The organism is methanotrophic endosymbiont of Bathymodiolus puteoserpentis (Logatchev), assembly GCF_900128525.1.
Taxonomy (GTDB): domain Bacteria; phylum Pseudomonadota; class Gammaproteobacteria; order Methylococcales; family Methylomonadaceae; genus Methyloprofundus.
The window spans coordinates 1-9,367 of the sequence record NZ_FQTQ01000002.1; the positions used below are offsets into that span (position 1 = coordinate 1).

Below are 9,367 nucleotides of genomic sequence, written 5' to 3' on the forward strand. Positions count from 1 at the left end.
AATTTGTTTGCGTGAATGTTGTTATTTGTTCGACTGTCTCTATCACTTATAGAATTTTTTTGGGGTAAGGAATTGGATTTATTTTATCACTGAATCCTAAATTGAGAATTGCTGAAAGCAAGTCCTCATTGCATTTAATCTCCAAAACTATGTTACTTAAATCAAAGAGAGATGATTGTTGTGCCTTGATATCATTAAGAATTTCACTTGCAGAATATTCATCAATATTTAGAGTGAAATTTTCTGCCTCAATTCTATATAAAGTGAGTAACTGAACTAGGCTATTGTTCATGCGGCTAGCTTCAAACTCTAAGTGCAAGATATGTTTGTTCTCAGTGTTGGTTTGTTTGAGTTGTCGGATAAGTTCACTAATAACACTTAGCGAGTTTTTTACATCATGAATGGAGGAGCCAAGGATGGCTGAGAAGCTTATGGGTGTGACTGGCGAGTGACTCATTTTTTTGTCGTTTTATTAAAGCTATGTACTAGTTTGGCATATTCCATTTGAATGCTATTGAGTTTGTATTGAGCAACCCCTAGTTTTTTCGCCTTATTAATATAAAATTTGGCTTCTGCCATATTTTCTTTGGTACTGCCTGATACTTTAATATTATGTAATATGATTTTAGTCATATTAAGAATAATAGTTTTATTTTCTGGCATGGCTTTAAATGCCTTGGCAAAAACGGCAATGGATTCAATAAATTTTTCTTGTTGATAAAGCTTCACCCCTTCATTATTAATCCGAGTTAGCTCTTGTCGTGTGGCATTGATTAATTTATCAACATGATTTTTACGGCCGATAGCATTATGCATAGCATTGACCTCGTTAATGAAGTTATCGTCATCAATATGACTTTTGATCAGGTGATTAATAAGCGTGTCTGCCATTTCTTCTTGGTTGTTTTGATAACAAGTTTTGGACATTTCTAGCTTAATCTCTTTGTCCAGTATTTGATCATATTGTTTGCTGATACTTAAAGCTTTATTGAATGCTTCCTCCGCTTGTTCTGTGTCGCCCATGCTTTGGTATATCTCGCTTTCAGCAATAGTGGCACGTAATTCTGCGCTGGGATCATTAGGAAACTCTGCGCGCATGGTTTGCAGGACTTCCAATGCTTCAGTTTTTTTATCTGCTTTTTTAAAAATTTGGGCTAAATTAGAAAAGTCGTTAGAACTTTTGTGTATGGAATACCTACCTAGTTCAACTGCGGCTTTGCAGGCGTTTTCCGCGGTTTTTAAATCACCCGTTTTATTGGCAATCGTTGCTAATTTACGTTGTCTTAAAATAGTTTGTGGTGATAATTGTACTGCTTTATGTAAAGCTTCTTGGGCTTCTATATGTTTTTCAGTAGCTTCATACGATTGCGCGAGTAAGTCATAAGCTTCCATCGTCATGGGGTACTTACTAATGATTTCTTGGAAGATGCCAATTGCTTCTTCAGTATTGCCTTGTAAATAATTGATCTGTGCGATTCCAAGTAAAGCCCAATTAAGTTCTCTTTGCTCTAGAATGTTTTGATAAATATCCTGTGCAGTGACATAGTCTTGAGTATGAACCGCTAATTCGGCGCGTTTTTTTAATATGACGGTACGCACTTTTTTAGGGCTTTCCTCCAATAATTTATCGCAATATTTAATTGCTAAAGAATAGTTATCAATGCTCGTAGCAGCATTGACTCGCTTAAAAAGCAGTTTTCGTTCAAAAGTCCGTTCTAAGCGAGTTAATAACAGTTGGGCTGTAAAAGGCTTGGTTAAGTACTCATCAGGTTTGTTTTCCATGGCACTGAGTACCATGCCTTGTACCTGTTCTGCGGTTACCATAATAAAGGCTGCGGAGCTAGCCAGTAGTCTACGAAATCTAGCTTCCTCTAATACTTGTAGACCATTTTTTCCTGTACCTAAATTATAGTCACACAAGACAATATCAAATTTGTGGGCTTGCATTGCGTTGATTGCTTTTTGACCGTTTTCAGCTTCAATAAGCGTGATTACACCTAACGAATAAAGCATGTCTCTTATTGCTTTACGCATGACCGGGTAATCTTCAATCAGTAAAATTTTTTTTGCTTTGAGGTCTAGCATTACTCAGAAATTGATTGCTGGCGGGAAAGAATAAGGGTTTATTATCCAAGGTATTTATTTGTATTCTATATTTTTCCCTTGAAAACACAATCTTTGCCCTAATATCGAAACCGATAATGACTATTTATTTTGAGGAATACTAAAAAAATGACTGTTGAAGCTAAAAAAGAAACGCTAGGATTTCAAACTGAAGTTAAGCATTTACTGCAATTAATGATTCACTCTTTATATAGTAATAAAGAGATTTTTTTACGTGAATTGATTTCTAATGCTTCTGATGCTGCAGATAAATTACGCTTTGAAGCCCTATCTAATGATGGGCTTTATGAAGGTGATAGCGAGTTAAAAATTAAAATTTCTTTTGATAAAGATGCGCAAACGATTACTGTTAGTGATAACGGTATTGGTATGACGCGTGAAGAAGTGCAGGAACATATCGGTACGATTGCGAAATCAGGTACAAAACAATTTTTTGAATCATTAACAGGTGACCAAGCTAAAGATAGCGAACTTATTGGTCAATTTGGTGTTGGTTTTTATTCTTCCTTTATTGTTGCTGATAAAGTAACTTTAATTACCCGTAAAGCGGGTAGCGAGGAAGCAACGCTATGGGAATCAACAGGCGAAGGTGAATACACGCTAGAAACAGTAGAGAAAGTAGGGCGTGGTACCGATATCATCTTGCATTTAAAAGAGAGTGAAAAAGAGTTTTTAGATCATTACCGTTTAAGTTCTATTGTGAAAAAATTCTCTGATCATATTTCTTTGCCGATTGTGATGGATAAAGAAATTCCTGCGGTAACGGATGAAGAGGGTAATGAAACTGAGCCTGCTAAAGTTGAAGAAGAAACCATTAACAGTGCGTCTGCTTTATGGACTAAATCTAAAGATGAGTTAGATGAGGAGGCCTATAATGAATTTTACAAGCATGTTGCTCATGACTTTCAAGATCCTTTAGCCCATGTACACAGTAAAGTAGAAGGCACGAATGAATATACGATGTTATTGTATGTACCAGCTCGTGCACCATTTGATATGTGGGATAGAGATGCGAAGCATGGTGTAAAACTTTATGTACGTAAAGTGTTTATTATGGATGATGCTGAGCAACTTATGCCGCGTTATTTACGTTTTATTCGTGGTGTAATCGATACTGATTCACTGCCTTTAAACGTGTCGCGTGAAATTCTACAACAAAGCAAAAAAATTAATACGATTAAAGCAGGTGCAGTTAAAAAAGTATTAGGCTTATTAGAGGGGCTTGCTAAGAACGATAAAGAAAAATATGCTACTTTTTGGGAGCAGTTTGGTAATGTGATTAAAGAAGGGCCTATTGAAGACCATAAAAATAAAGAGCGTGTTGCTAAGTTATTACGTTTTGCATCGACACATACAGATACAGACGTACAAGACGTGTCTTTTGAAGATTACATTAGCCGTATGCAAGAAGGGCAAGATAAAATTTATTATGTCACGGCGGATAGTTTTGCAGCTGCTAAAAACAGCCCGCATTTAGAAATCTTCCGTAAAAAAGGTATTGAAGTTCTATTACTATCTGACCGCATCGATGAGTGGTTGGTATCTAACCTAAATGATTTTGATGGCAAGGTTTTACAGTCAGTTGCAAAAGGCCAGTTAGATTTAGATAAGCTTGATACTGAAGAAGATAAAAAAGAGCAAGAAGAAACCTCTAAAGATTTTGAGCCAGTGATTACACAAATCAAAGAAGTATTAAAAGATAAAGTAAGTGATGTGCGTTTAAGTCATCGCTTAACGGCATCACCTTCTTGTTTAGTAACTGAGCAGGATGCAATGAGCTTAAATATGGAACGCATCATGAAAGAAGCGGGTCAGGATATGAGTATGATGGGAATGGGTGGTAGTAAACCTATTTTTGAAATCAACCCAGAGCACGCTTTAGTAACGCGCTTAAAAGAGGAGCAAGATGATGAACGCTTTTCTGATTTAACGCGTATTTTGTTTGATCAAGCCGTATTAAGTGAAGGTGGGCAACTAGATGATCCAGCAGAGTTTGTACATAACTTGAATGGTTTATTACAAGGTTTATTAAAATAAGATTTAGTTCTGTATTTAAAAAAAGGCCGCTTTATGTGGCCTTTTTTATGGCTACCGGAAATTCATTTTGATAATCCCTCTTTCTTTAATCGTTCGGCAACGGCCTACTTATTTCTATAGACGCTTTAGCTTGTATTTTTAGCGAGTTTACGAAAAATACTGCCTAGGCTTCGTTGCAAAAATTCTGCTATTTAATTTTGAGAAGCCTCCTTTTTTAATTCTACTTCTATATAATATCTTTCTTCAGAACGTAGCTGGTCACAGCTCATTTGTAGCCTCTGTTTGTGTTTGGTAGCTGTTTACTTTGCATCTATGCCTTAAAATATCTTATGAAGTTTTTGCAGAGCTAATGGGGATAGATATTAAAAACTTATTGGGTTATACACTTATAACTTGAATTCAGGTTAATTGAAAAATAAAAGAATGGATATTGTTGTTATTGGTAGTGGCATTGGAGGCTTGACGGCTGCTGCTTTGTTAGCAAAAACAGGGTTACAAGTTTTGGTGTTAGAGCAACATGACCGTGCTGGCGGTTATGCACATGGCTTTAAACGTAAGAAATATACATTTGATGCAGGCGTGCATCTTACTAGTGGCTGTGGCATGCAAGGTTTTGCGGGTGGGCAAATTATACGTAAAGTACTTCAGGCTGTGGAGAGCTATGAGCAGTTAGAATTTGTTAAGGTGAATCCCTTCGCTGTTGTTTCGGTTGGGGGCTTGTCGGTTGAGTTACCTACGTCTATTAATGCACTTGTTGAGCAACTCGGAGACTTGTTTCCACATGAGCGCCAAGGGTTACAAGATTTATTAAGGCTTTGTTTGCAACTCGCAGAACAGGTTGCCAAGGCTGATGATATTATAGCGTCAAATGACTTAGCAAAGATGAATTTGGAATTGAACTTATTGCTTAAATATCGGCGTAGTACCTTGGCCGATATTTGGGGGAGTTATATTCGTGAACCACAATTACAGAGTATTTTTGCAGCGCTATGGCCGTATTTAGGATTACCACCTGAAAAGGTGTCTTTTGTTTATTGGGCAAGCATGCTTATGGGCTATGTTGAGGATGGTGCTTATTATTGCAAAGGTGGCTTTCAAGGATTAGCGAATGCTTTAGTCAATGGTTTAAAGCAGGCGGGAGGCAAGATTCGCTTTAAATGTCAGGTCACACGCATTAGTGTTAGCGATAGTCAGGTACAAGGGGTGTTTTTAGCTTCTGGTGAATTTATCGCAACAAATACGGTTATTTCTAATGCTGATATGTTGTTAACGGTAAAAAAGTTAGTAGGGGAAAGCTATTTTCCTAAGCGGTATTTATCTCGACTGCAAAATATGCGGCCATCGATATCAATTTTTGTTGTGTATATCGTGACGAATTTGGATGTGGTGCAGGCAGGCGCACACCATGAGGCCTTTTATTATGATGAGCTGGATCATGAAGTTAATTATAATAATTCCGTTCAGGGGAACTTATCATGGATGAGTATTACTATTCCTACTTTAGTTGATGACAGTTTAGCGCCAAAAGGCGAGCATATAGTGATGTTGACAGTCTTGGCGGATTTTGATCAAACGAATCATTGGTCGCTGGAAAAGGCGGCGTATGTCGAAAAAATGTTAGATTTTGCGGATAAAAAGATAGCAGGATTAAAGGCACATACCGTATTTATTGAAGCTGGATCTCCTGCAACTTTGCAGCGCTACACCCTAAATCATAAGGGCGCTGCTTATGGCTGGGATGTCAGTCCTAAACAAGTAGGGGCAAATCGAGTGGCAAATAAAGCACCCATTGCAGGACTCTACTTTGCTGGGCATTGGACGACACCGGGTGGTGGAATTTATGGCGTTAGCTACTCTGGTGTGCAAACTGCACAAAAAGTTTTAGGCTTGCAACAACAAAAAGAACTATGGGATTTGTGCGCCAAATAGCCTGATCTATTTTTTATTATGATGTTAATTAATTGTCCTTAGGGATGAGAATGAATCTATCCTTATCAAACTCCCATTTCTCAAGTACTTTAAAACAGGAAGATTTTAATGCACCAACAATATGATGTGCTCATTATGGGAGGCGGTTTATCTGGATTAACCCTGGCCATACAGCTTAAAAAGAAAGCTGCTAAGCTGCGTGTTTTAATTGCCGAAAAAACAGCACACCCAGTACCTGAGGCCGCGCATAAAGTGGGTGAATCCTCTGTGGAAATTGCCAGTCACTATTTTGAAAATATATTAGGTTTAAAGGCACAGCTAGATAAGGAGCTACCTAAGTTAGGTCTGCGTTTTTTTTATACCCAAGGTGATAATTTAGATATAAGTAAGCGCAGCGAGCTAGGGCCAAATGATTTTCCAGCGGCCAAAAGCTATCAATTAGACCGAGGCCGTTTTGAAAATGCTTTAGCCGAACAATGTTTGCAGTTAGGCATAGATTTTCAAGATAATTGTAAAGTTACAGATATTGTTCTTGGAAAAAATCAACATCAAGTTACTTTGGTGCATAACGGTCAAGAAAGCTTGGTTCAAACCAGCTGGTTAGTTGATTCAACGGGCCGAATGAGCCTGTTGAAGCGTAAATTAAAACTAGCAAAATCTGCCTATCATAATATTAATGCCTCTTGGTTTCGTATTGATCATGAAATTAATATTGATCACTGGAGCCAGAAACCCGAATGGCAAGGGCGCGTTAAATCATCACGGCGACTTAGTACCAATCATTTAATGGGTAAGGGCTACTGGGTTTGGTTGATTCCCTTGTCATCAGGTGCAACAAGTATCGGCATTGTTGCTGATGCCAAAATTCATCCTTATGCAGAAATTAATACTTTTGCACGCGCTAAAGTATGGTTACAAAAACATGAGCCACAATGTGCACAGATTATTGATCAACATTTAGATAAGTTTCAAGATTTTTTAACACTAAAACACTATTCTCATAATTGCAAAAAAATGTACTCAGCTGACGGTTGGGCTATTACTGGTGATGCAGGTGTTTTTCTTGATCCTTTTTATTCGCCCGGTAGTGATTTTATTGCGCTGAATAACGGCTTTATTAGCGACTTGATTATTAAACAAGACAGCGGTGAAGATATTGCCACCAGAACAGAGCAATATGAAAAACTGTTTCGTACTTTATTTTTAGCATTCTGCCCTGTCTATGAAGATCAATACCCGATTATGGGGAATGCCAAAGTGATGAGTATAAAAATTATTTGGGATTACACGCTTTATTGGAGTGGTGCAGCCCTATTGTTTTTTAGAGATAAATTCTGTGATCTCGCGTTTATGGAAATAGCGGCTACTTCTTTACAGCAAATTTATCAGATTAATTTGCAGATGCAGGGCTTTTTTAGGTGCTGGGCTGAAATAGATTTATCTAGCGCTGAGAAAAGCGATATTTTTATCAATTACAGCAATATTGAATTTTTACAGCAATTAAATAAAGATTTGCTTAAAGATCAGAATGATACCGAGTTACAGCAGCAGCTTGCACAGAATGTAGGTTTGATTCGAGAGTTAGCTGGTGAAATTGTTACGGAAGCGTGTGTAGGAGCGCCCGAATTAAAAGCTTATGCGCCTGGAGTTCCAGTGAGTTATTCGCGGTATTTAAGTGATGTTTTTGATAGGTTACGTTGAACTAACTTTTTGCATATCATGCCATCGCACCATTAATATTAATGATCTGTCCTGAGATATAACTCGCATCATCTGAGCATAAAAAGGCAGCCAGCGCAGCGACTTCTTCTGGTGTACCGGCGCGTTTCATAGGTACGATGTTTTTAATGGCTTGCGCATCAAAACTATTAGTCGTCATGCTGCCTTGAATAATGCCGGGAGCAATCGCATTGACTGTGATTTTACGTGAGGCAAGTTCTTGGGCTAGTGATTTTGTCACGCCGTTTAAAGCGGCTTTTGCGGCGGAATAATTACATTGCCCGCGATTGCCCATGACACCAGCAATCGATGACATATTGATAATACGCCCCCAACGGCTTTGGATCATAGGCATTAATAAAGGCTGGGTGACATTGTAAAAACCATGCAAAGAGACATCAATCACATCAGTCCAATTTTTCCTATGCATACCCACTAATGGCGCATCTCGATGTATGCCAGCATTATTGATAATGATTTGAATTAAGCCAGATTCTGAAAGTTGTTTAACTGCGGTTTCGCTCGCCTCTGCATCGCGCACATCAAAAGCGATGGCTTCCGCTGAGCCGCCTTGTTGTTTGATGTTGTCTGCGGTCAATTGTGCTTTGTCAAAATTATGATTGCTATGCACGATCACATGGATATTATCTTGCGCGAGGCGCGTACAAAGAGCAGAACCAATATCGCCACTGCCACCGGTAATAAGAGCTTTTTTCATGGTTGTGTATGAATAACGGTTGCTCGAGCATCGAGCAGTAATAAATTATGGCTGTCGGTAATACGAAACGCATAGACAGCCCCATTTTCGATTTTTAGTTCCGCACTGGCTTCTATATGTAGAGCAGTGTTGATGTTATCTAAGTTATCAATATGAAAATGCGCCCCTCGCACAGCGGCTAAAAATCCGGGTGAAGATTTTCCTGATAATAAACCTCCGTGTATTGCCATCGACTGCGCGCCATATTCAATAAGATGCATTGCAGACAAGCTATTATTTAAACGTAGCGGGTTATCACGGGCTAAATGTGATTGAGTTGAGCAATGAATTTGTTTATCGGTCCATGAATCCACTTGATCAATTAACATCATTGACCCCGCATGAGGAATCAGGTGTGCGAACAGCGATTGGCTTATGGGTTTATGTTCGACCTTCAGTTTTTGCATAGACTAAACCTCGTTCTCGTTTTGACTCTTGATTTTATAAGTCATCAAGGTTTACTTCTATAGCATCCTTTTTTTCATGAGATCGTTCTCTAACAAGTTGCGCCAATTCAGAATCTTTTTTTTTATTTAATTGCTCTAAGTACTCAACTAACTCATGGACATTGGTGCTTGGGTTTATATCCCCAGTTTTTTTCGACAATTCAAAAATCCTTTTAGAATGGGCTTTAGCGCCTGCAAGTAAGTTCTTTTTAACTGAATTTTGATAAACCTGAATTCAAGTCATAAGTGCATAACCCAGTAAATTTTTTATATCTACCCCAGTTAGCTCTTCAAAAGCTTCATAAGGTGTTTTGTAGTTCAGACATTTTTTAGGTCGATTATTAAGCTTATCAAC

At 38.2% G+C, this 9,367-nt stretch carries 8 protein-coding genes and 1 pseudogene; 3 read left to right on the plus strand and 6 right to left on the minus strand.

Features of this window, described 5'->3' with window-relative positions; all coding sequences use genetic code 11:
* Nucleotides 1-46 precede the first annotated feature (46 nt).
* Nucleotides 47-457: a HAMP domain-containing histidine kinase gene (locus BQ7314_RS00010; protein WP_174481659.1), complete on the minus strand. Its 411-nt coding sequence runs from the start codon at nucleotides 455-457 to the stop codon at nucleotides 47-49.
* Nucleotides 454-2,085, minus strand: coding sequence for a tetratricopeptide repeat-containing response regulator (locus tag BQ7314_RS00015; RefSeq protein ID WP_174481660.1), 1,632 nt, complete (start codon nucleotides 2,083-2,085; stop codon nucleotides 454-456). The genes BQ7314_RS00010 and BQ7314_RS00015 overlap by 4 nt, the downstream gene beginning before the upstream one ends.
* A gap of 147 nt (nucleotides 2,086-2,232) precedes the next feature.
* Between BQ7314_RS00015 and htpG the strand changes: the two genes are divergently transcribed.
* The 3 genes from htpG to BQ7314_RS00030 all read left to right on the plus strand — a co-directional run bounded on the left by htpG (nucleotide 2,233) and on the right by BQ7314_RS00030 (nucleotide 7,791).
* Entirely contained in the window at nucleotides 2,233-4,161 is a 1,929-nt protein-coding gene (gene htpG / locus BQ7314_RS00020) for a molecular chaperone HtpG (protein WP_174481661.1), read from the plus strand.
* Between the two features lie 423 nt (nucleotides 4,162-4,584).
* Nucleotides 4,585-6,090 carry a phytoene desaturase family protein gene (locus BQ7314_RS00025; protein WP_174481662.1) on the plus strand — a complete coding sequence of 502 codons (1,506 nt, stop codon included), beginning with the start codon at nucleotides 4,585-4,587 and terminating at the stop codon, nucleotides 6,088-6,090.
* Between the two features lie 108 nt (nucleotides 6,091-6,198).
* Nucleotides 6,199-7,791: an NAD(P)/FAD-dependent oxidoreductase gene (locus BQ7314_RS00030; protein WP_174481663.1), complete on the plus strand. Its 1,593-nt coding sequence runs from the start codon at nucleotides 6,199-6,201 to the stop codon at nucleotides 7,789-7,791.
* 16 nt (nucleotides 7,792-7,807) lie between these two features.
* Here BQ7314_RS00030 and fabG read toward each other — a convergent pair whose 3' ends face one another.
* From fabG to BQ7314_RS16020, 4 genes and pseudogenes are all read right to left on the minus strand, one after another.
* A complete protein-coding gene (gene fabG, locus BQ7314_RS00035; RefSeq protein ID WP_174481664.1) occupies nucleotides 7,808-8,527 on the minus strand; it encodes a 3-oxoacyl-ACP reductase FabG in 720 nt (239 codons plus the stop codon).
* Nucleotides 8,524-8,973: a hotdog family protein gene (locus tag BQ7314_RS00040; RefSeq protein WP_174481665.1), complete on the minus strand. Its 450-nt coding sequence runs from the start codon at nucleotides 8,971-8,973 to the stop codon at nucleotides 8,524-8,526. The genes fabG and BQ7314_RS00040 overlap by 4 nt, the downstream gene beginning before the upstream one ends.
* Nucleotides 8,974-9,007: 34 nt before the next feature.
* Nucleotides 9,008-9,172: a hypothetical protein gene (locus BQ7314_RS00045; RefSeq protein WP_174481666.1), complete on the minus strand. Its 165-nt coding sequence runs from the start codon at nucleotides 9,170-9,172 to the stop codon at nucleotides 9,008-9,010.
* A gap of 75 nt (nucleotides 9,173-9,247) precedes the next feature.
* A pseudogene (locus BQ7314_RS16020) lies at nucleotides 9,248-9,367 on the minus strand (IS30 family transposase); the annotation flags it as partial.